The 23,060-nt window shown below is 65.0% G+C and carries 16 protein-coding genes and 1 tRNA gene; 12 read left to right on the forward strand and 5 right to left on the reverse strand.

Annotation, left to right across the window (positions count from 1 at the left end; all coding sequences use genetic code 11):
• Nucleotides 1-156: 156 nt before the first annotated feature.
• Complete coding sequence (gene ilvA, locus IT41_RS09775; protein ID WP_036740742.1) at nucleotides 157-1,395, forward strand: threonine ammonia-lyase IlvA; 1,239 nt, start codon at nucleotides 157-159, stop codon at nucleotides 1,393-1,395.
• Nucleotides 1,396-1,404: 9 nt separating this feature from the next.
• Here ilvA and IT41_RS09780 read toward each other — a convergent pair whose 3' ends face one another.
• On the reverse strand, nucleotides 1,405-1,749 hold the full coding sequence (locus tag IT41_RS09780; RefSeq protein WP_036740743.1) for an Hpt domain-containing protein: 345 nt from the start codon (nucleotides 1,747-1,749) through the stop codon (nucleotides 1,405-1,407).
• 118 nt (nucleotides 1,750-1,867) lie between these two features.
• On the opposite strand from IT41_RS09780, the gene IT41_RS09785 reads away from it, so the two are divergent.
• Nucleotides 1,868-3,148 carry a PP2C family protein-serine/threonine phosphatase gene (locus tag IT41_RS09785; RefSeq protein WP_036740744.1) on the forward strand — a complete coding sequence of 427 codons (1,281 nt, stop codon included), beginning with the start codon at nucleotides 1,868-1,870 and terminating at the stop codon, nucleotides 3,146-3,148.
• Here the strand turns inward: IT41_RS09785 and IT41_RS09790 are convergent.
• Complete coding sequence (locus tag IT41_RS09790; protein WP_036740745.1) at nucleotides 3,145-3,588, reverse strand: NUDIX domain-containing protein; 444 nt, start codon at nucleotides 3,586-3,588, stop codon at nucleotides 3,145-3,147. The genes IT41_RS09785 and IT41_RS09790 overlap by 4 nt on opposite strands.
• Nucleotides 3,589-3,750: 162 nt before the next feature.
• Nucleotides 3,751-3,835, reverse strand: a tRNA-Leu gene (locus tag IT41_RS09795).
• Nucleotides 3,836-4,062: 227 nt separating this feature from the next.
• Between IT41_RS09795 and IT41_RS09800 the strand changes: the two genes are divergently transcribed.
• The 10 genes from IT41_RS09800 (at nucleotide 4,063) to IT41_RS09845 (ending at nucleotide 20,716) form a co-directional block, all read left to right on the forward strand.
• Entirely contained in the window at nucleotides 4,063-5,649 is a 1,587-nt protein-coding gene (locus IT41_RS09800; RefSeq protein ID WP_036740746.1) for a GMC oxidoreductase, read from the forward strand.
• A 32-nt stretch (nucleotides 5,650-5,681) separates the two neighbouring features.
• Entirely contained in the window at nucleotides 5,682-6,674 is a 993-nt protein-coding gene (locus IT41_RS09805; protein ID WP_036740747.1) for a complex I NDUFA9 subunit family protein, read from the forward strand.
• Entirely contained in the window at nucleotides 6,671-7,477 is an 807-nt protein-coding gene (locus IT41_RS09810; RefSeq protein ID WP_175496414.1) for an undecaprenyl-diphosphate phosphatase, read from the forward strand. Before IT41_RS09805 ends, IT41_RS09810 begins: the two co-directional genes overlap by 4 nt.
• Nucleotides 7,478-7,628: 151 nt before the next feature.
• Entirely contained in the window at nucleotides 7,629-9,113 is a 1,485-nt protein-coding gene (locus tag IT41_RS09815; RefSeq protein ID WP_036740750.1) for an NAD(P)-dependent oxidoreductase, read from the forward strand.
• Nucleotides 9,114-9,124: 11 nt separating this feature from the next.
• Entirely contained in the window at nucleotides 9,125-9,901 is a 777-nt protein-coding gene (locus tag IT41_RS09820) for a hypothetical protein (RefSeq protein ID WP_231564726.1), read from the forward strand.
• 132 nt (nucleotides 9,902-10,033) lie between these two features.
• Complete coding sequence (gene gltB / locus IT41_RS09825; RefSeq protein WP_052081377.1) at nucleotides 10,034-14,527, forward strand: glutamate synthase large subunit; 4,494 nt, start codon at nucleotides 10,034-10,036, stop codon at nucleotides 14,525-14,527.
• 315 nt (nucleotides 14,528-14,842) lie between these two features.
• Entirely contained in the window at nucleotides 14,843-15,733 is an 891-nt protein-coding gene (locus tag IT41_RS09830) for a cation diffusion facilitator family transporter (protein ID WP_036740752.1), read from the forward strand.
• 312 nt (nucleotides 15,734-16,045) lie between these two features.
• On the forward strand, nucleotides 16,046-17,638 hold the full coding sequence (locus IT41_RS09835) for a hypothetical protein (protein ID WP_139221672.1): 1,593 nt from the start codon (nucleotides 16,046-16,048) through the stop codon (nucleotides 17,636-17,638).
• A gap of 515 nt (nucleotides 17,639-18,153) precedes the next feature.
• Nucleotides 18,154-19,503: a dicarboxylate/amino acid:cation symporter gene (locus IT41_RS09840; protein WP_036740757.1), complete on the forward strand. Its 1,350-nt coding sequence runs from the start codon at nucleotides 18,154-18,156 to the stop codon at nucleotides 19,501-19,503.
• A 187-nt stretch (nucleotides 19,504-19,690) separates the two neighbouring features.
• Nucleotides 19,691-20,716, forward strand: a complete 1,026-nt coding sequence (locus IT41_RS09845; RefSeq protein ID WP_036740759.1) for an SIS domain-containing protein — start codon at nucleotides 19,691-19,693, stop codon at nucleotides 20,714-20,716.
• A gap of 18 nt (nucleotides 20,717-20,734) precedes the next feature.
• On the opposite strand, the gene IT41_RS09850 is transcribed toward IT41_RS09845, so the two are convergent.
• Together IT41_RS09850 and IT41_RS09855 are read right to left on the reverse strand one after the other, a co-directional pair.
• On the reverse strand, nucleotides 20,735-21,859 hold the full coding sequence (locus tag IT41_RS09850; RefSeq protein ID WP_197055987.1) for an acyl-CoA dehydrogenase family protein: 1,125 nt from the start codon (nucleotides 21,857-21,859) through the stop codon (nucleotides 20,735-20,737).
• Entirely contained in the window at nucleotides 21,859-23,046 is a 1,188-nt protein-coding gene (locus IT41_RS09855) for an acetyl-CoA C-acyltransferase (protein WP_036740763.1), read from the reverse strand. Before IT41_RS09855 ends, IT41_RS09850 begins: the two co-directional genes overlap by 1 nt.
• Nucleotides 23,047-23,060 lie beyond the last annotated feature (14 nt).

Raw genomic sequence — 23,060 nt, forward strand, 5'->3', positions numbered from 1 at the left:
CGGTTGGCCCCTTGTGAGATTTCGCGCAGGGATAGGATCATTCGCAGGCTGTCACAAGGGGCGCGCCAAAGATAGTTGGGCGAAACGGCCGCCCATGGCAGGCAGCCGCGCCACTGAACGCTTGCCAAGCCGCGCATTTCGCGCGATGGGCAGAACATGGAAAACTTTGCCGCCTCTGTCCGCCAGGCAGAGGTCGCGTTGCGCGACCTCTTCGAGCCGACCCCGCTCCAGAAGAACGATCACCTGTCGGCCAAATACGGCGCCGAGATCTGGCTGAAACGCGAGGACCTGACGCCGGTGCGCAGCTACAAGCTGCGCGGCGCCTTCAACGCGATGCGCAAGGTCGCGGACGGGGCCAGCGGGCATTTCGTCTGCGCCAGCGCCGGCAATCACGCGCAGGGCATGGCCTTTGCCTGCCGCCATTTCGGTACGCGCGGGACGATCTTCATGCCGGTCACCACGCCGCGGCAGAAGATCGACAAGACGCGCATCTTTGGCGGCGGCGCGGTCGAAATCGTGCTGACCGGCGATTATTTCGACCAGACGCTGGCGGCGGCGCAGGAGTTCGCCACGGCGCAGCGGGCGAATTTCCTGTCGCCCTTTGACGATCCCGACATCATCGAGGGGCAGGCCACGGTCGGGCTGGAATGCCTGAACCAACTTGGCGGCGCGCCCGATCTGGTGGTGCTGCCGGTCGGCGGCGGCGGGCTTGCCGCCGGCGTCACCCGGCTGCTGGGCGAACTGGCCCCGGCGACCGGAGTGGCCTTTGCCGAACCCATGGGCGGCGACAGCCTGCGCGCGGCACTGGCCGCCGGTCAGCCGGTCACCCTGAACAAGATCGACAATTTCGTCGATGGCGCCGCCGTGGCGCGGATCGGCGAGCTGCCTTTCGGCGCGCTGCGCCGGTTCAAGCCGGAACAGGTGCTACTGGCGCCCGAGGATCGTATCTGCGCCACCATGCTGGAGATGCTGAACATCGAGGGCATCGTGCTGGAACCCGCCGGGGCGTTGGCCATCGACGTGCTACAGGATATCCCCGACCTGGCCGGAAAGCGCGTGGTCTGTATATGTTCCGGTGGCAATTTCGACTTTGAACGCCTGCCCGAGGTCAAGGAACGCGCGCAGCGTTTTTCCGGTCTCAAACGCTATTTCATCCTGCGCATGCCGCAACGCCCCGGCGCATTGCGCGACTTCCTGCAGCTTCTGGGCCCCGATGACGACGTCGCCCGCTTCGAGTATCTCAAGAAATCGGCGCGCAATTTCGGCTCGATCCTGATCGGCATCGAAACCAGCCAGCCCGAAAACCTGGACCGGCTTCGCGACAAGCTCGAGCAGAACGGGATCGGCTATCGCGACATCACACGCGACCCGGTGCTGGCGGAATTCCTGATCTGACCCCTTTCGCTACTGTGCCCTGCGGGCCGGATGCAGCGCCGCGTCCAGCCCCTGCATCATCACCTTCTTGGATTCGGAATAGGACCCGAGCAGATCCTTGATGATGACGCCGGCGGCATTGCCGTCATGGACCGATCGCTCACCCAGATCGCAAAGCGCGCCAAAGGCCGAAAAGCCCAGATTCCACGCACATCCCTTGAGGAAATGCAGATCCGTTTCCAGTTGCGCCGGATCGTCATGCGACAGGCGCATCATCACGCCCTCGACCTCGTCAAGGAACAGCTCCAGAATCAGCCGGAATTCGTCCTCGCCGACTTCCCCCAGCAATTCCTCGATTCGGCTCCAATCCAGCATATGCGGCCTTCGACAGTTTCGCCGCGCGAGCATAGCAGCGGATTCCCCAAGAACGCGTTAATCGCAAAAATTGTATCTATTAACGGAAGCTTCAATCAGGACGCGATAAACAGCCTGTATGAAGATTGTCGACAGCCAGAGCGTGAAATCCGTGCCGCGAAGCGCGCGGCTGGTTCTGCTTGTCGATGACAGCCGCGCCCAGCGGCGTACCCTGGCCGTGCAGCTGATCCGCGCCGGCTACCACGTGATCGAGGCATCGAGCGGGGACCAGGCGATGACCATCTGCATCGAGCGCCGACCCGACATCGTCATATCGGACTGGATGATGCCGGGCCAGACCGGGCTGGAATTCTGCCAATGGTTCCGCAACATGCAGGCGGATCGCTATGGCTATTTCATCCTGCTGACCTCGCGAAACGACAAGAAGGACATCGCCGCCGGGCTGCGCGCGGGGGCGGATGAATTCCTGACCAAGCCGGTTTCCGGCGCCGAACTGCTGGCCCGCCTGTCAGCCAGCGAGCGCATCCTGCGGATGGAACAAAGCCTGCGCGAAACCAATGCCCAACTCAATGACACCCTGGCCAAGCTGCGCGAAACACAGGCAGCCATCGACCGCGACCTGCGCGAGGCGCGGCGCCTGCAGCAAAGCCTGACGCGCGAACGAAACGGCCGCTTTGGCGAATTCGACCTGTCGCTGGTGATGCGACCGGCCGGGCATATCGGCGGCGACCTGGTCGGGTTCTTCCCGATAAATTCCACGCGGTTGGGCCTGTTCGCGCTGGATGTCGCGGGCCACGGCATCGCCGCCGCGCTGCTCAGCGCCAGGTTGGCGGCATTGCTGTCGGGGCCGACCGACCACAATATCGCGATGAGACTGACCGATAGCGGCCATTACGAGGCCCGCCCCCCGGCCGAGATCCTGCGTCATCTGAACAGCCTGATTCTGGACGAGTTGCGCACCGACACCTATTTCACCATGGTCTATGCCGATCTGGACTACCTGAACGGCGATCTGCGGCTGGCGCAGGCGGGCCATCCCCATCCGCTGGTGCAGCGGGCCGATGGCGGGATCGAACAGATCGGCCATGGCGGGCTGCCGGTGGGCGTCTTCGCCGATGCCGAATTCGAGGAGGTGCAACTGACGCTGCATGCCGGCGACCGGCTCTTCATCACCTCGGACGGGCTGACCGAGACCGAAAACAGGCACGGCGGGACACTGGGAAACGAGGGGTTGCAGGCGATCCTGCGCACCAATGCGACCCTGCATGGCGATGCGCTGCTGGAATCCATCTGCTGGTCCGCCGCCCATTATGCCGAGGGACGGCTGAACGACGATGTCTCGGCCGTGCTGGTCGAACGACGACCGCCCTCGCCACCCGCGGCGCAGACGGGCTGCTAGTCACGCGCGCGACGGACCGCGCGCAGAAAGGCGCGCGCGCCGGGCTCGGCCAGCACCGCCTCGGCACGGGCCAGCGAAAGCCAATGCGCCTCATGTCCCGGCTCGCTCGGCGGACCGATACGGGAAACCGGGCGGGCAAGCCAGATCGTGCACAGTTTTTCCGCCCAGAAGCCATATTCCGGCATATAGCAATAGCGCCGGTACACCCCCAGCCGCCGCGCCCCGCCGATGCTCCAGCCGGTTTCCTCGCGTACTTCGCGATGCAGGGCGGCCAGAAAGGATTCGCCGGGATCGACGCCGCCGCCGGGCAGCTGGAACTCGGGCTCGGGCTGTTGCTGAAAGGTCAGCAGCGCCCGCCCGTCACGGATCAGCACCGCATAGGCGCCGGGGCGCGCGCGATAGGCATGCCGTCCCGGTGGCGGTCCAAAACGTGGAATCATGCTGGCCCCCCCCACCTTATCGCCTTTGGCCGACCGGCACGGCAATGCAACGCCTGACTGCCGGTTACCCGCCCAATCCGCCCGCCGCAACGTCTGGAACAGCGCGCGAAAATGACAGAAGCCGCGCATCCCCGAAAGGTCGCGCGGCTTCCTGCCGAACAATGGTGCCCAGGAGAGGACTCGAACCTCCACGCCTTGCGGCACACGGACCTGAACCGTGCGCGTCTACCAATTCCGCCACCTGGGCAGGTCGCGTGAGCGGGGTGATTAAGCCCAGCCGCGGGGAGTGTCAACGGGGTTCGGAAAGAATTTCGCAGCCCGCAGGTTTTTCCCGACGCTCCGGATTTCCGCCACTCCTGCCCCGATGCGCAAGGCAAGCTGTATATTCGTCGAGCTTGCCGCGAACCATGCGGCGGGTTTATAACTTCCGAAGGGTCAACCTGTTGTTATGAGTTTCCTTTAGACTGGATTTCCATGGATGATTTAACTTCCCGCGAATGGGATGCCATCGTGATCGGAACCGGTGTCGGGGGTGGGTCCGTCGGTCGCAGCCTTGCCGAGGCCGGCCTTTCGGTCCTGTTTGTCGAAAAGGGGCCCGATCTGGGTGACGAGCCGCCGATGGCGCTGGAGATCGGCGACAGCGATCCCGCCCACCGCCTTGCCCGCGGGGCATGGCCGCGTCTGCTTGAATTCGAACTGGACGGCAGGCAGATCGAAACCGATGGCATGGTCGGCGCCGCCGTCGGCGGCACCTCTATATACTATGCCGCCACGCTGGAGCGCCCCGAACGCCACGACCTCGAGCCGGTCGAGGGGCGACCGCATCCGACGGGCGGCTGGGTCGTCGGCCATGACGCCTTTCGCCCATGGTTCGAGGCGGCCGAGCGGAATTTCCACATCAATGGCGAGATCGATCCGCTGGCCTCGGAGCGGGGCGAGTTGCCGCCGCCGCTAGAACCCCTGCCCGCCTCGGACGCCGCGCTGATCGCCGATCTGCGCCGCACCGGCATGCACCCCTATCGCACGCATATGGCGACGCGGCTGGCACCCGCCAGCGACGGCGCCGCGCCGCAGGTGCAGAAGATGCACGGGCGCTCGGCCGGGGTGACCCCGGCGCTGAAGACCGGGCGCGCGGCACTGATCGACCGCTGCACCGTCACCCGGATCGAGGCCGATGGCCGGGCGGTCACCGGCCTGACCTGCCTGCGCGACGGGCAAAGCCTGACCCTGCGCGCCCGGCGCTATGTCCTGTCGGCCGGCGGGCTGGGCTCGCCCACGCTGATGCTGCGTTCGGCCAGCGAATATTGGCCCGGAGGGCTGGGCAACCGCCATGATCTGGTCGGGCGCAACCTGATGTTCCACCTGAGCGAGATCCTGGCGCTGTGGACCCGCGACGCGCACAGGGACCTGACCGCGATGCGCTCGATCAGCATGCGCGATCTGTACTACATGCATGGCCAGCGTTTCGGCACGGTGCAATCCATGGGGCTGACGGCGGGCTACGGCGAAATCCTCTATGCGATGCAGAAGCGTTTCGACCTGTCATCGCTGCGCCGGGTCCGCATGCTGCGGCACGGGCTGCGCATCCCGGCCGTGGTCGCGACCCGGGCCATGGGCAAGGCGAAACTGTTCGTCGGCGTGCTCGAGGACCTGCCCTACAGCCATAACCGCGTCCTGCCCGACCCTGACGATGGCGAACGGCTGCGCTTTCACTATCACATCGCCGATGAACTGCATCAGCGGCGCGCGGCCTTTCGCGCCGCCTTGCGGCGGGCCTTCCAGCCGCATCGCGCAATGTTTACCACCACCGCCCCGGAGCTGAACTTCGCCCATCCCTGCGGCACGCTGCGCTTTGGCAAGGATGAGAAGGCCAGCGTTCTCGATGCCGATTGCAGGGTGCACGGGCTGGAGAACCTGTATGTGGCGGACAGTTCGTTCATGCCGACCTCGAACGGGGTCAATCCCAGCCTGACCATCGCCGCGAATGCGCTGCGCGTGGGCGCACGCATTGCCGCCGAGATGCAGCCGCGACTTGCCGCTGTCAGCAGCCTTGGCTATTGAACGGACGATCACCGCAACAGGGAACGACCGCCATGTCTGCAGCCAAGCTTGTGACCATCTACGGGGGATCGGGGTTCCTGGGCCGACAGATCGCGCGCATATTCGCCGCGCAGGGCTGGCGCGTCCGTGTCGCCGTCCGCCGCCCGAACCAGGCCGGCGTGGTGCGCACCTATGGCGTTCCTGGCCAGATCGAGCCGGTGCCCTGCAATATCCGCGACGATCTGTCGGTGACCGCCGCCATGGCGGGCGCCGATGCGGTGATCAACTGCGTCGGCATCCTGGTGCGCGAAGGCAGGAACACCTTCGACGCCATCCACGAAGAGGCTGCCGGCCGGATCGCGCGCATCGCCGCAGAGACCGGCGTCAGGCGGTTCGTCCATGTCTCGGCGCTTGGCGCGGACCCGGAATCGGACAGCCGCTATGCCGCCTCGAAAGGCCGGGGCGAGGCGCTCGTGCTGGCGCACCGCCCCGATGCGGTGATCCTGCGCCCCTCGGTCATCTTCGGCCCGGACGACAATTTCTACAACCGCCTCGGCGCCATGACCCGGTTCGGGCCGATCCTGCTTGTGCCCGGTGCCGAGACGCAGATGCAGCCGGTCTATGTGATGGATGTCGCCCAGGCGGCCTATCTGGCGGGCTCGGGTCAGGCGGAACCGGGTATCTATGAACTGGGCGGCCCCGATGTGCTGACCATGCGCGACATCGCGCGGCAGGTGCTGAAAGCGACCGGCCGCCGCCGCGCCATCATCGGCATGCCGCATTGGCTGGCCGGCGCCATGGGCCTGGTTCTGGATGCGGGACAGACGGTGACCGGCGGCTTGCTGACCAACCGCGTCATGACGCGCGATCAGGCCCGCACGCTGCGCGCGCCCAACCGCGTGACCGGGGAGGTCAGGACATTCGCCGATCTGGGGATCGCGCCCATCGCGGCGGCCGCAGTGATCGACGAATATCTCTGGCGCTTCCGGCCCTCGGGCCAATACGAGGCGATCACCGCATCGGCAAAGAACCTGCGCGACGACTGATGGACCGCAATACCCTTGTCGCCGCCGCCCTCGGACTGCTGGAAGGGCTGACTGAGTTCATTCCCGTGTCCTCGACCGGCCATGTGCTGCTGGCGGGCTATTTCCTGGGCTTCGATTCGCCCGGCCGCGCCTTCGAGGTGCTGATCCAGCTGGGCGCGATCATGGCGATCCTGGGCGTCTATGCGACGCGGCTGTGGACGATCTTTGCCAGCGCGCCGCGTGATCCGCGCGCCCGGCGCTTTATCGCCGCCGTGCTGCTGGCCTTTCTGCCCGCCGCGGTGATCGGGGTTCTGGCGCACCGGGTAATCAAGGAAATCCTGTTCGAGACCCCGGTGCTGATCGCCTCGATGCTGATCCTCGGCGGCGTGGTGCTGCTGTTCGTGGACCGGATGGCCACCCGGCCACGCTATCACGCGGCCGAGGATTTTCCGCTGCCGATGGCCCTTGGCATCGGCCTGATCCAGACGCTGGCGATGATTCCCGGCGTCTCGCGTTCGGGGGCGACCATCGTCGGCGCGCTGCTTCTGGGCGCGAACAAGCGCTCTGCCGCCGAGTTCAGCTTTTTTCTGTCGATGCCGACGATGCTGGGCGCTTTTGTCTATGACCTTTACAAGAATCGGGACATTCTGGACGTGGCGGCGGTGGGAAATATCGCCGTCGGCTTTGCCTGCGCCTTTGTGGCGGCGGTGATCGTGGTGCGCTGGCTGCTGAATTACGTCTCGGCGCATGGCTACGCGCTGTTCGCCTGGTGGCGAATCATTGTCGGAAGCGTGGTTCTGCTGGCCCTTTGGGTAGGTAGGTAATGATTTCTGACCTTTTTGTAGCCATTGCGGCCTGAGATTCACGGCGCCGGACCAAAAAATCGCTAATTACGTCAGCATTGCTTACTTTTATTTGACTGCCATCTGACTTATCACGCTGCTCAGACCCCTCGTCACCGAAGGAAGCGCAGCCATGGCCACGCAAAAGATGCTCAAATTCGTCACAGTCGGGCGCGAGATGCCTGAAAAGCGTGACGCGGCATCCCGGTCCGAGGATTTTCACGAAATCTATCGCGAATTCGCCGCGGCCAAGGCCAGCGAACAGGCCAGCCGTTGCAGCCAATGCGGCGTGCCCTATTGCCAGACCCATTGCCCGCTCCACAACAACATCCCCGACTGGCTGCGCCTGACCGCCGAGGGGCGCACACAGGAAGCCTATCTGCGCAGCCAGGAGACCAATACCTTCCCGGAAATCTGCGGCCGCATCTGCCCGCAGGATCGCCTGTGCGAAGGCAATTGCGTCATCGAGCAATCCGGCCACGGCACCGTCACCATCGGCGCGATCGAGAAATACATCACCGACACTGCATGGGAGGAAGGCTGGGTCCAGCCCATCGCCCCGCTTCAGGAACGCCCCGAATCCATCGGCATCATCGGCGCCGGGCCGGGCGGGCTGGCCGCCGCCGACCGGCTGCGCCGCATGGGCTTTCAGGTCACCGTCTATGACCGCCACGACCGCGCCGGCGGGCTGATGATCTATGGCATTCCCGGCTTCAAGCTGGAAAAACACGTGGTCGAGCGCCGCAACCGGCAGTTGGCCGATGGCGGCGTGGAATTCGTGCTGAACGCCAATGTCGGCGAGGATATCAGCTTTGACGCCATTCGCGGCAAGCATGACGCGGTGCTGATCGCGACCGGCGTCTACAAGACCCGCGATCTGGATATCGACAATGCCGAGGCGCGCGGCGTGGTCCGGGCGCTGGATTACCTGACCGCCTCGAACCGGGTCGATCTGGGCGACGAGATCCCCGATTACGAAGATGGCGAACTGAACGCCCGCGGCAAGCGCGTCATCGTCATCGGCGGCGGCGACACCGCCATGGATTGCGTGCGCACGGCGATCCGGCAGGGCGCGCAATCGGTGAAATGCCTGTATCGCCGCGACCGCGCGAACATGCCCGGCAGCCAGCGCGAGGTCCAGAACGCCGAGGAAGAGGGCGTCGAATTCGTCTGGCTCTCTGCCCCCGGCGCCTTTGCCGGCCATGTCACCGGCGAGGCGATGGCCGCGCAAGAGGTGGACGTGGACGGCGACCCGGCCATCGCCTCGGTCCGGGTGCAGAAGATGCGGCTGGGTCCGCCCGATGTCAGCGGCCGCCAGTCGCCCGAACTGATCGAGGGCGCCGATTACGACGAGCCCGCCGATCTGGTCATCAAGGCGCTTGGCTTCGAGCCCGAGGACCTGCCCCGGCTCTGGGGCGTCGAGGGGCTGGAGGTCACCCGCTGGGGCACGATCAGGGCCGATTACCAGACCCATATGACCAGCCTGCCCGGCGTCTATGCCGTGGGCGACATCGTGCGCGGCGCCTCACTGGTGGTCTGGGCGATCCGCGACGGGCGCGAGGCTGCCGACAGCATCGCAAACTGGCTGGTCGATTCCGCGCGTATCGCCGCCGAATAGGGGATGTGACCATGACGCATGATATCGACACGGCCCGCATGCAGCGCGCGCCAGGCCCGCGCGGCCTGACCGCGATGGCAGGCTTCGCGGGAATGGCAGTGCTGCTGACCATTTTCGCGCCGCCCGCCATGGCCGCGGTCTTCACCCCGCCCGAGGGCTGCACGCTGGAGATCACCATCCAGAACCGCGGCTGCACGGTTTCGCAGCATTACCGCTGCTCGGCCGACACGCCGGGCGATCAGCGCGTCACCATCTTTACCCCGGAAGGTCCGGTCTATCAGTCGCGCATCGACCGCGAGACGCGCTGGATGGAAAGCACCAACCTGCGCAACGGCATCCGCGACGTGCTGGAGGCGCGGGCGGCGGATCACGCCTCGTTCTCGACCCTGATCGAGACCGGGCGCGACGATTTCGATTTCTGGACCCTGTCGAATGACGGCCAGCGGCTGCGCCATGTCGGCCGGGACGAACTGCCCGGCGAAAGCGTGACCATCGACGGCGTGGCGCTGGAGATCACCCGCTTCGAGCTGACCACCTTCAGCGAAACCGGCGAGGCGCTGATCCGGCGCGAGGGGCAGCAGTTCATCAGCCGCGCCCATGGCCGCTTCTATGGCGGGGTCGAGCGCTCCGAGGACTGGACCGGCATGGTCGAGGAATCGAATGACAGCCCGGTCACCTTCAGCTTTCCAGGCGAGGCGGGCTTTGGCGCGACCACGCCGGAATATGATTGCGACCTGCAGATGGTCCACCTGCATCGCCCAGCCGAAACCGCCCGGATTGACGGGTAAGACCGACAACAAGACCACCAGTGCGCGACAGGGCGGCCTGCCCCGCATCAACGCATCTCTGGTTCAGGAGACAAGACCGTGACCCGACAGCCCCAAGACTGGCAAGCCAAGGAAGAAGCCCGCCGCGCCTGGATGGCGGAGCACAGCCTGTACCGCCCCGAGGACGAGCATTCCTCCTGCGGGGTCGGTCTGGTCGTGGCCATCGACGGCAAGGCCAGTCGCAAGGTCGTGGACAGCGGCATCAGCGCGCTGAAGGCGATCTGGCATCGCGGCGCGGTTGACGCGGATGGCAAGACCGGCGACGGCGCCGGCATCCATGTGCAGATCCCGGTGCCGTTCTTTTACGATCAGGTCCGCCGCACCGGGCATGAGCCCGACCGCGACAAGCTGATCGCGGTCGGCCAGGCATTCCTGCCGCGCACCAATTTCGCCCAGCAGGAGGCCTGCCGCACGATCGTGGAATCCGAGGTTCTGCGCATGGGCCATTACATCTATGGCTGGCGCCACGTGCCGGTGAACACCGCCGTTCTGGGCGAAAAGGCCAATGCCACCCGCCCCGAGATCGAACAGATCCTGATCCGCTGCGACAAGGATATCGACGAGGAACAGTTCGAGCGCGAACTGTACATCATCCGCCGCCGCATCGAAAAGGCCGCCGTGGCGGCGCAGATCAGCCAGCTTTACTTTGCCTCGCTGTCCTGCCGCTCGATCATCTACAAGGGCATGATGCTGGCCGAGCAGGTGGCGGAATTCTATCCCGACCTCAAGGATGAGCGGTTCGAAAGCGCCTTCGCCATCTATCACCAGCGCTATTCGACCAACACTTTCCCGCAATGGTGGCTGGCCCAGCCTTTCCGCATGCTGGCCCATAACGGCGAGATCAACACGCTCAAGGGCAATTCCAACTGGATGCGCAGCCATGAAATCCGCATGGCATCGAACACCTTCGGCGAGATGGCCGAAGAGGTGAAACCGATCATCCCGGCGGGTTCCTCGGATTCGGCGGCGCTGGATGCGGTGTTCGAGGTGATGGTCCGCTCGGGTCGTTCGGCGCCGATGACCAAGACCATGCTGGTGCCCGAAGCCTGGTCCAAGGCCACCACCGACATGCCAAAGGCATGGGCCGACATGTATGCCTATTGCAACGCGGTGATGGAGCCCTGGGACGGGCCGGCGGCGCTGGCGATGACCGACGGACGCTGGGTCTGCGGCGGGCTGGACCGCAACGGGCTGCGGCCGATGCGCTATGTGGTCACCGCCGACAACATGCTGATCGCCGGCTCCGAAGCGGGCATGGTGCCGATCAACGAGGCCGAGGTCCGCGCCAAGGGTGCCCTGGGGCCGGGCCAGATGATCGCCGTCGATATGGTCGAGGGCCGGCTCTACAGCGACCGCGAGATCAAGGACCTGCTGGCCGCCGCCCAGCCCTTTGGCGAATGGATCGAGAAGGTCATCGATCTGAGCCACATGATGAAGGATCTGCCCGAGAACGCGGCCTTTACCGGCGAGGCCCTGCGCCGGCGCCAGATCGCCGCCGGCTATACGGTCGAAGAGATCGAGCAGGTTCTGGCGCCGATGGCCGAGGACGGCAAGGAGGCGATCGCCTCGATGGGCGATGACACGCCGCCGGCGGTGCTGTCGGGTCAGTACCGGCCGCTGTCGCATTTCTTCCGCCAGAACTTCAGCCAGGTGACCAACCCGCCGATCGACAGCTTGCGCGAAACCCGGGTAATGAGCCTCAAGACGCGGTTCGGCAATCTCAAGAACGTGCTCGACGAATCCAGCAGCCAGACCGAAATCCTGGTGCTGGAAAGCCCCTTTGTCACAAATTCCGAATTGGCCGAGATGTGCGAGACCTTTGGCGAGGCGGTGACGCGGATCGACTGCACGATTCCGGCCGGCGACAGCCAGGAGGCACTGGGCCGCGAACTGGCGCGCATCCGGGCCGAGGCCGAGGATGCCGTGCGCTCGGGTGCCGGGCAGCTGGTGCTGACCGACGAGCATCAGGGGCCGGACCGCATCGCCATGCCGATGATCCTGGCGACCAGCGCCGTCCATAGCTGGCTGACGCGCAAGGGGCTGCGCACCTTCAGCTCGATCAATGTGCGCAGCGCGGAATGTATCGACCCGCATTACTTCGCGGTGCTGATCGGCTGCGGCGCGACCACGGTGAACCCCTATCTGGCGCAGGATTCGATCAGCGACCGGATCGAGCGCGGCTTGCTGCATGCCAATCTGTTCGACGCCATGAACAGCTATCGCGACGCGATCGACGCGGGCCTTCTGAAGATCATGGCCAAGATGGGGATCTCGGTCCTGTCCTCCTATCGCGGCGGGCTGAACTTCGAGGCGGTGGGCCTCTCGCGCGCCATGGTGGCGGAATATTTCCCCGGCATGCAAAGCCGCATCTCGGGGATCGGCCTGCACGGCATCCAGCGCCAGCTGGAACAGGTCCATGCGCGTGGCTTTGCCTCGCCGGCCAGCGAATTGCTGCCGGTGGGCGGCTTCTACAAGGCGCGGCGCTCGGGCGAAAAGCACGCCTGGGAAGCCAATACCATGCGGCTGCTGCAGATCGCCTGCGAAAAGGCCAGCTATGACGTCTGGAAGCAGTTCACCGGCGCCATGCGGGCGAACCCGCCGATCCATCTGCGCGATCTGCTGGACATCAAGCCGCTGGGCAAACCCGTCCCGCTGGAAGAGGTGGAATCGATCACCTCGATCCGCAAGCGTTTCGTGACCCCGGGGATGAGCCTTGGCGCCCTCTCGCCCGAGGCGCATATGACGCTGAACATCGCCATGAACCGCATCGGCGCGAAATCCGACAGCGGCGAGGGCGGCGAGGATCCGGCGCACAGCTCGCCCCTGCCCAATGGCGACAATCCCTGCGCCAAGATCAAGCAGGTCGCCAGCGGCCGCTTTGGCGTCACGGCGGAATATCTGAACGCCTGCGAGGAACTGGAGATCAAGATCGCCCAGGGCGCCAAGCCCGGCGAGGGCGGGCAACTACCCGGCATGAAGGTCACCGAACTGATCGCGCGGCTGCGCCACGCGACCAAGGGGGTGACGCTGATTTCACCTCCGCCGCATCATGACATCTATTCCATCGAGGATCTGGCGCAGCTGATCTATGATCTCAAGCAGATCAACCCGCGCGCCAAGATCACCGTCAAGCTGGTCGCCAGTTCCGGCGTCGGCACGATCGCGGCCGGCGTGGCCAAGGCCAAGGCCGACGTGATCCTGATTTCCGGCCATAATGGCGGCACCGGCGCCAGCCCCGCCACCTCGATCAAGTTCGTCGGCCTGCCCTGGGAAATGGGCCTGACCGAGGCGCATCAGGTACTGGCCATGAACCGGCTGCGCGACCGGGTGACGCTGCGCACCGACGGGGGCCTGCGCACCGGCCGCGACATCGTCATGGCGGCGATGATGGGGGCCGAGGAATACGGCATCGGCACCGCCGCGCTGATCGCCATGGGCTGCATCATGGTGCGCCAGTGCCAGTCGAACACCTGCCCGGTGGGCGTCTGCACCCAGGACGAAAAGCTGCGCGCCATGTTCACCGGCTCGGCCGACAAGGTGGTCAACCTGATCACCTTCTACGCCACCGAAGTGCGCGAGATCCTGGCCAGCATCGGCGCGCGCTCGCTCGACGAGGTGATCGGCCGCGCGGACCTGCTGACCCAGGTCAGCCGCGGCGACAAGTCGCTGGACGATCTGGACCTGAACCCGCTCCTGATCACCGTCGATGGCAGCGACAAGATCGTCTATGACCGCTCGCGCCCGCGCAATGCGGTGCCCGACACGCTGGATGCGGAAATCATCCGCGATGCCGAGCGTTTCTTTACCGATGGCGAAAAGATGCAGCTGAGCTATGCGGTCAGGAACACGCTGCGCACCATCGGCACGCGCACCAGCTCGATGATCGTTCAGGCCTTTGGCATGCGCAACAAGCTGCAGCCCGACCATCTGACCGTGCGGCTGACCGGCAGCGCCGGGCAGTCGCTGGGCGCCTTCGCCGCGCCGGGGCTGAAGCTCGAGGTGTCGGGCGACGCGAACGACTATGTCGGCAAGGGGCTGTCGGGCGGCACCATCACCGTGCGCCCGCCCATGGCCAGCCGGCTGGTCGCGGCCGAGAACACGATCATCGGCAATACGGTCCTTTATGGCGCCACCGCCGGCTATCTGTTCGCCGCCGGCCGCGCGGGCGAGCGTTTCGCGGTCCGCAACAGCGGCGCCACCGTGGTGATCGAGGGCTGCGGCTCGAACGGGTGCGAATACATGACCGGCGGCACGGCCGTGATCCTGGGCCGGATCGGCGCCAATTTCGGCGCCGGCATGACCGGCGGCATGGCCTATCTCTATGACCCCGAAGGCGTCGCGCGCGACTATATCAACGCCGAGACGCTGGTTCTCTGCCCGGTGACGCAGGCCCATTGGGAAGAGCAGCTCAAGGCCCTGATCGGGCGCCACCACCAGGAAACCCTGTCCCGCCGGGCCGAGGATATCCTGCAGAACTGGGAAGAGGAAAAGCAGCATTTCCTGCAGGTCTGCCCGAAAGAGATGCTGCCGCATCTGAAACACCCGATCGCCGAGACCGACGATCTGGCCGCGATCCCGGCCCAGTGACGGCCGGGACAGCGCGATTTCGCACCGGCCATTGGCCCTGATTGCAATGTTCCGGCTGACCCTTGCGATGCGCAGGCGCCCCCGTCCGGGGGCGTTTGCGGATCGCGCGCGGCTGCTATTCGATGGCCCAGTCGGTCCCTTCGAACATGACCATATCGCCGTCAATCGCCACGCTCTGGCATTCCGAGGGGAAAACGCGTTACGCCGTGTGAAGCGCATCCCCGAATTGCGTCCTGACCCGGACACGGTTCCGGGTTGGCCCGGACGACCGGCGCCGCTAGAAACGCCGGGCATCCGCCCAAGAAGGGGAAACCCATGTCCAGAACCGAACGGATCGCCATTGGCAGCATTCTTGTCGGCCTGGCGGTGCTGGCGCTGAAGACGCTGGCCTGGTGGCTGACCGGCTCGGTCGCGCTGCTGTCGGATGCGCTGGAAAGCACGGTGAACGTGGCGACGGCGCTCGCGGCGCTGGTCGCCATCCGCTATGCCGCGCGGCCGCCGGACGATACCCACCCCTATGGCCACCACAAGGCCGAATTCTTCAGCGCCGTGCTGGAGGGGGTGATGATCATCACCGCCGCGCTGCTGATCCTGCACGAAGCATGGCAAGGGCTGCGCGCGCCGCAGCCGCTGGACGCGCCCTTCCTTGGCCTGCTGGTGACCACGGTCGCCAGCCTTGGCAATGCGCTGTGGTGCCGGCTGCTGATCCGGCGGGGGCGGGCGCTGAAATCGCCGGCGCTGATCGCGGACGGGCATCACCTGCGGGCGGATGTGGTGACCTCGGCCGGGGTGGTGATCGGCGTGGCGCTGGTCGCGCTGACCGGCTGGGCGGTGCTGGATCCGCTGCTGGCGGCGCTGGTCGCGCTGAACATCCTGTGGTCCGGCTGGAAGGTCATGATCAGCTCGCTCTCCGGGCTGATGGACGAGGCCGTGGGCGAGGACATGCTGACCGATATCCGCGCCGCCATCCTGACCGCCGGCAATGGCGCGATCGAGGCCCACGACCTGCGCACCCGCCATGCCGGCCCGCGCACCTTCATCGACTTTCATCTGGTGGTGGACGGCCAGACCACGGTCGCGGCCGCCCATGACATCTGCGACCGGATCGAACAGGCGCTGAAGACCCGAGTGCCCGATGCGATGGTCACCATCCATGTCGAGCCCGAGCACAAGGCGGAAAGCCATAGCGGCGTGCTGGTCATCTGACGGCCAGATGCCAGCAGTTTCTGACCCATGGCGCGCCGCATCCCTATGCCTGACGGACAGTTCCGCCTCAGGCCCCGGCCAAAGCTGCCTTGCTGTGCCCGAGGAGATGTGTCTGCCATGCGGACTTTTCAGACATTCGCTGCATGTGTACCAATGTCTGGTCTGGTGAACCGTTCACCAAACGGTTGTTTTTGATTCGGTGAATGCGCTTCTATACTATTCCTACCCTGCTTGTTCTTATCACCGCACCGGCCTTGTTTTCGAGGTAATGCAGGGTTGTCGGCTAGCTCAGTATCGAAGGCAATTTTTTGAATGACAAATCAGGGTCGAAACGGTCAGTGGCGATTTGCGAGTTTGTGCACGGGACCTGATGTTTCGGTCGAAGCCGTGGTTAACCCAGCTTTGGACGACCAGCATGGTTGGGACCACATCCTGGAGATCACGCCGCCTCAGAACAATATCCTCCCGGCGGACCTTCAAACGCATCTCATTTCCTGTTTTGCGCAGATCAAGACAACCCGTGGCAAGAAGGCTGAAACGACGGTCAAGCTTTCGAACGCGGTGAAAGCCGCGAAATCGCCGCTGCCAAGCTTCGTATTCCTGTTCCACTATAACAAAACAGGCAAACCGGTCCTCTACGGCAAGCACATCTGGAAGGACGAAATACGTAATTACCTGAAGCGGGCACGGCAGGCGGGTGACGCGCCTCTCTACAAGAAGACGGTGACGGTGAAGTTCACAGCCGCAGATCGTCTATCGTGCAATCCGGTCGACTGGGTTCTCGCTGTGCTAGCGACCTGCGGTGGGGATGCCTACACACTGGAGAAGCGCAAACATGTAGATTCCGTCGGCTATGAGACGGAGACGCATACCGGAAATTTCGAGCTTGGTCCGCTGAAATCCCATGCGGACGTCGTGATGCATGAGATCGGTCTGCTCGCCGACCTTCCGGTTACGAGTTTCAAACTTTTCGATACCCGGTTCGGGATCAAAGCGAGCACTCCTCTACAGGAACTGACCGATGGCAGGGTCAGATTCACCCATGAAGGACGTCCGGTCACTGTAAAATTACGATCCAGCAACGGCGACGAGATCGAGTTGCCGGGTCTTGCATGGGCACCTTCGATGATACCCTTGGAGCACCCAGAATTCAGGATCAGGGTCAAGGCGGGGCATATCGACATCGTCACCGAGCCAGGAAACATCGACAACCACCAGACAGTACAACTGAATGTCCAGTTCGATCTTCAGGAAGAGCGGCCTTTCATTGAGCAAGCCGGACTGTTGGCACTGACCAACTGGAGTTCGTTCGGTCCGGTCTCTGTGAGTGTCGAGGTCGCGCAAGGCCAATTGTTCGGCGCAACGATTAATCTCGATGCACCGCTGGAGGCATGGGCGAAAGAGTGTTGGGTCTGCGCACAGTATTTTCTGAATATTCTTGGGAGTGATCGCTGCAAGACGACCAGTATCGCCTTGCTCGATTTCCACCGCTTCATGCGGGATTACTTTGCCCTGGCGTCGATTCAAGATAGCAATTCGATCCGTTTTGAGGGCCTGTTCGAGAGCGAGATGGCCGAATTTTCGAAGCTGGTGGGCTATAGCTACGGCCAGTTCGGAGACTGGACGTTCGGGGCCATTCATGAGTTCGAGGTGGTCTCGCAGTCGCAAGAGGGCAAGAAGTTCACAGTATATCTGACCAAACCAGAAATCACCCACAAGTTCGTGTTTGCAAGACCTTTGGCACAGTCGGTCGATCACATCGCTCGCGATTTCCAATCGTTTCTCGCTCGCCAGGCCGTGCCAGTCGCGACCTTCGATGATGGCGATCTTTTCGAATGGGGTAGATCTAACAAAAGCAACGGGACAGTAGCGATTCAAGTCCATGATCCGCTAGGGTCAGCGTGACCTAAACGCTCGTTTTTTGGAGCATGCGCAAACTACCTCATCGGAGGGTACCAAAAACCCCGGTCCAAACCCAGGACCTTGTTGAAGGTTTTGACCGCCTCCTGACAGCCAACATTCGCTGCGAAACAGAAATCGTGCAACATGGGCTCAAAGCGTCGATGGTGTGACCGCGGCTGAAAAATCGTTCGGGCCAGAACTCCGACGGAAAGCCAGAGATACCCGACAGACGAAACTGGCGGTTGCACCAGCCGCCAATGATTCGCCGCATCGCGGCAACCGCCCCCTTCCGGGCTGCGCGACATGGGCAATATTGCCCGGTGACGGCACGAAATTGGCCCGCCTTGCCGGATTCCCGGCCGTGATCGCAACTCGGCACTTGACCGGCGGGTAGGGATCGCGGTGCAATCGACACCCTGAAAGAAAACCGGCCCCCGCAAGCCGTCGAAACGCCTGCCGGGGGCACGGCAGTGCCACGACAGACAGATAGGCAACACAACAGCGGGGTTAACCAAGCCATGACGGAAACGATACCGAAGTTCAACGGCATGTCGCTGACAAGCAAGATCATGCTGGGCATGGTCGGCGGGCTGGTGCTTGGCGCGATCCTGAACATGACCGGCTCGGCAAGCCTGAATGCCTGGCTGGTGGACGGGATCTTCTACATGATCGGCACGGCCTTCGTGAACGGGCTCAAGATGCTGGTCGTGCCGCTGGTCGTGTTCTCGCTGATCTGCGGCGTGCTGGGGATCGGCGATATCCGGGTGCTGGGGCGGGTCGGCGGCAAGTCCTTCGTGCTTTATATCCTGACCACCGCCATCGCCATTGCCACCGCGATCCTGCTGGGCCTGCTGATCGGCCCGGGCGAGGGCTTCGTCATGGAGGGCGTCGACACATCCGGCGTCACCGCGGCCGAGGCGCCCTCGGTCTGGCAGGTCTTCGCCAATATCGTACCCTCGAACCCGGTGGCGGCGCTGGCGACCGGCGACATGCTGCAGATCATCTTCTATGTCATCGTCGTGGGCATCGCCGCGCTGATGCTGGGCGAGCAGTCCGAGGGCTTCGCGAAAGCCTGCGAATACATGAACGACCTGATGATGAAGGTGGTCAGCATCGTCATGGCATTCGCCCCCTACGGCGTCTTCTGCCTGATCGCGCGGGCCTTCGCCAAGGAGGGGATCGACCTGTTCATCCCGGTGCTGGCCTATGTGGTGACGCTGACCGGGGCGCTGCTTCTGCACCTGTTCGTGACCCTGATGCTGATCCTGCGGCTGGTATCGGGGCTGAACCCGCTGACCTTCATCACCAAGATCCGGCCGGCGCAGATCTTTGCCTTTTCCACCGCCAGTTCCAACGCGACCATCCCGGTGACCTATCGCTGCACGACGCAGCGGATGGGGGTGGACAATTCGGTCGCATCGTTCACCGTTCCCTTCGGCGCCACGATCAACATGGACGGCACGGCGATCATGCAGGGCGTGGCCACGGTGTTCCTGGCCAATGTCTATGGCGTCGATCTGGGCATGTCGGGCTATCTGACGGTGATCGCCATGGCGGTTCTGGCCTCGATCGGGACAGCGGGCGTGCCGGGGGTCGGGCTGGTCATGCTGACCATGGTGCTGACCCAGGTCGGCCTGCCGATCGAGGGGATCGCCCTGATCCTGGGCGTCGACCGGCTGATGGACATGATCCGCACGGCGGTGAACATCACCGGCGACGCGGTGGTGACCACCATCGTCGCCAAATCCGAGGGCAAGCTGGATCATGCCGTCTATGACGACCCCGATGCCGGCATCGGCACTGACGATCTGGAAATCGACGAGGCCGCCGAGGCGCGGCTGGCCGAACTGGCGCGCCACAGCCACTAACGCGCCCCCGAAGGTATAGCCCGCCCCCGCCGCATCCGCGCGGCGGGGGCTTTCCGGTCCGGCCCTGACGCATCATGCGGGCGCGTGACAGCCAGCTATCCGCGCCCGGCCCTTCGTGGCATCGTAGCGGAAACCGCCCAGATGCAGCCAGCCGGGACGCCGCGCCGGCACGCGAAAGGAAGACCGCATGAGCCAGACCCACATGGCCCGCGAAGTGGCCGAGATCCCCGCCGCCGCCGCCCGCTTTCTGGACAGGTCCCGCGAGGCGGTGCAGGAGGCCGCCGCCGCGCTGCGCCGCAAGGATCCCGCGCTGGTGGTGACGGTCGCGCGCGGCTCGTCGGACCATGCGGCGACCTATCTGAAATACGCCTATGAGCTGGAGGCGGGGGTACCGGTGGCCTCGGTCGGGCCGTCCATCGCCTCGGTCTATCGCCGGCCCCTGCGGCTGGGCAAGGCGGTCTGCATGGGGATTTCCCAATCCGGCCGCAGCCCCGACGGGGTCGAGATGATGCGCGCCTCGGGTCAGGGGGGCGCGCTCTCCATCGCGATCACCAATGCCGAAAACAGCCCGATGGCGCGGGCCTCGGCCCATTGCCTGCCGCTGCAGGCGGGCGAGGAAAAAAGCATCGCCGCCACCAAGACCTTTGTCTGTTCGGTGCTGGCCGGGCTGTCGCTGCTGGCCGAATGGTGCGACGACCATGTCCTGCAGGATGCCATCGCCGCCCTGCCCGAGGCATTCGAGCAGGCGATCGGGCTGGACTGGTCGCCGCTTTCGGCGCGGATGGCGCGGGCCGATTCCGCCTATGTGCTGGGCCGCGGCCCCGGCTTCGCCATCGCCTGCGAGGCGGCGCTGAAATTCAAGGAAACCTGCGGCATCCATGCCTCGGCCTATTCGGCGGCCGAGGTGCTGCATGGCCCTTCGGCCATCGTGCAGGCGCATTTCCCGGTGCTGGCTCTGGGGATCGAGGACGCCGCCCTGTCGCAGTTGAAAGCCACCGCCGGGCGGCTGGCGGCACAGGGCGCGGATGTGTTCCTGACCGGCGCCGAGGTGGCGGGAACGGTACGGCTGCCGCAGGTCGAGGGGCTGCACCCGCTGGTCGCGCCGCTGGTTTCGATGGCGGGTTTCTACGGCTTCATCGAGGCGCTGGCGCGGCGCCGCGGGCTTGATCCCGACAAGCCGCCGCATCTGAGCAAGGTGACCCGGACGATCTGACGGGCATGACGGAACGGGCTAAAGATCGCGCGCGATCACCAGGCGCTGGACCTCGCTGGTGCCTTCGTAGATCTGGGTCACGCGGACATCGCGATAGATGCGCTCGACGGGGTAATCCGCCAGATAGCCATAGCCGCCATGGATCTGGATCGCCTGCGAACACACCTGCTCCGCCATTTCCGAGGCGAACAGCTTGGCCATGCTGGCCTCGCGCAGGCAGGGCTTGCCGGCCTCGCGCAGCATGGCCGCGCGCAGCACCATCAGGCGGGCGGCGTCGATCTGCGTCGCCATGTCGGCCAGCTTGAAGGCCACGGCCTGATGTTCGGCGATCGGGCGGCCAAAGGCGATGCGGTCGCGGGCATAGGCCAGCGCGGCCTCATATGCGGCGCGCGCCATGCCGACCGCCTGCGCGGCGATGCCGATGCGCCCGCCCTCAAGATTGGCCAGCGCGATCCGGTAGCCCTGCCCTTCCTCGCCCAGACGGTTTTCGACCGGAATGCGCATGTCGGCGAATGCCAGCGCGCAGGTGTCCGAACTGTGCAGGCCCATCTTTCTTTCCACCCCGACCACCTCGTAGCCCGGCGTGTCGGTGGGCACGATAAAGGCCGAGATGCCCTTTTTGCCGGCTTCGGGATCGGTGACCGCAAAGACGATGATCATCTGCCCGTTCTTGCCCGAGGTGATGAACTGCTTGGCCCCGTCGATCACATAATGATCGCCATCGCGCCGGGCACGGGTCTTCAGCGCCGAGGCGTCCGAGCCGGCCTGCGGCTCGGTCAGGGCAAAGCCGCCGATCCATTCGCCCGAGGCAAGGCGCGGCAGGAAACGCGCCTTTTGATCCTCGGTCCCGTATTTCAGGATCGGCACGCAGCCCACGGATGAATGCACCGACATGATGGTGGAGCAGGCCCCGTCGGCGGCGGCGATTTCCTCGATCGCCAGCGCATAGGCGGTGGTGCCGGTATCCGATCCGCCATGCGCTTCGGGGACCAGCATGCCAAGAAAGCCCAGCTCACCCATCTGGCGCAGCTCGTCGCGCGGGAATGCGCTTTCGCGGTCGCGCATCGCGGCGCCGGGGGCCAGCACCCCCTGGGCAAAATCGCGGGCGGCGTCGCGGATCTGTTCCTGTTCCCCGGTCAGCATCAGTTCAGCCTTTCGATGGCGATGGCGGTGGCCTCGCCGCCGCCGATGCAGAGCGAGGCGACGCCGCGGCGCAGGCCGTGGGTTTCCAGCGCAGCCAGCAGCGTCACCATGACGCGCGCGCCGGATGCGCCGATGGGATGGCCAAGCGCGCAGGCGCCGCCATGGATGTTCACCGCGTCATGGGACAGGCCAAGATCGCGCATGGCGGCCATGGCAACGACGGCGAAAGCCTCGTTCACCTCCCACAGGTCGATATCGGCGCGGCTCAGGCCGGTGCGGTCCATGAGCTTGCCGATGGCGCCGATGGGCGCGGTCGGGAACAGGCTGGGCCTGTCGGCATGAGTGGCATGGCCAAGGATGCGCGCACGCGGGGTCAGGCCGCGCCGCTCGGCCTCGGACGCGCGCATCAGGACCAGCGCCGCCGCCCCGTCCGAGATCGAGGAACTGTTCGCCGCCGTCACCGTGCCGCCGTCGCGAAAGGCTGGCTTCAGCGTCGGGATCTTGTCCAGCCGCGCCTTGCCGGGCTGTTCGTCGATCGCGACCGTAACCTCGCCCTTGCGGGATTTCACCGTGACGGGCGTGATTTCGGCGGTGAAATGGCCGGCCTCGATGGCCTTTTGCGCGCGGGTGAGCGAGGTAATGGCATATTCGTCCTGCGCCTCGCGCGTGAACTGATAGGACTGGGCGCAATCCTCGGCGAATGTGCCCATCAGGCGGCCCTTGTCATAGGCGTCCTCAAGCCCGTCCAGAAACATGTGATCCATGACCTGACCGTGACCCATGCGGTAGCCGCCGCGCGCCTTGGGCAGCAGATAGGGCGCGTTCGACATGCTTTCCATGCCGCCCGCGACGACGATATCGGCACTGCCCGCCAGAATCGCGTCATGGCCCAGCATCGCGGCCTTCATCCCCGAGCCGCACATCTTGTTCACCGTGGTCGCGCCCGCCCCAAGCGGCAGTCCGGCCTGCAGCGCCGCCTGACGCGCCGGGGCCTGACCCTGCCCGGCGGGCAGCACGCAGCCCATGAGGATTTCCTGCACGGCATCGGCATCCAGCCCCGCGCCCGCCAGCGCGCCGCTGATCGCCGCGGCGCCCAGATCGGCGGCGGGAACGCCGGCCAGATCGCCCTGAAACCCGCCCATGGGCGTGCGCGCGGCGCCGGTAATGACGATGGGATCGTGATCCATGGGGTTACTCCTTG

It is taken from the genome of Paracoccus halophilus (assembly GCF_000763905.1).
Taxonomy (GTDB): Bacteria; Pseudomonadota; Alphaproteobacteria; order Rhodobacterales; family Rhodobacteraceae; genus Paracoccus; species Paracoccus halophilus.